A 255-nucleotide genomic window follows, 5' to 3' on the forward strand; every position below is an offset into this window, starting at 1 on the left:
AATACTCATCTCGCCCACCTGTGTCGGTTTGCGGTACGGTCTCGTATGACTGAAGCTTAGAGGCTTTTCTTGGAACCACTTCCGATTGCTTCAGCACCTAAGTGCCTCGTCCCAGTCCCTTGAATCATGCGCCCGGATTTGCCTAAGCGCCTTCTATGAACCAGAAACCAACTATTCCAACAGTTGGACAACCTTCCGCGATCCGTCCCCCCATCGCATCATACGACGGTGCAGGAATATTAACCTGCTTCCCAT

Annotated in this window: 1 rRNA gene; it reads right to left on the reverse strand. The window is 51.8% G+C overall.

The window, feature by feature from the left end:
- Positions 1-255: ribosomal RNA gene (locus H3H39_RS28675) — 23S ribosomal RNA — on the reverse strand; the annotation flags it as partial.

Source organism: Rugamonas apoptosis, from assembly GCF_014042355.1.
GTDB lineage: Bacteria > Pseudomonadota > Gammaproteobacteria > Burkholderiales > Burkholderiaceae_D > Rugamonas > Rugamonas apoptosis.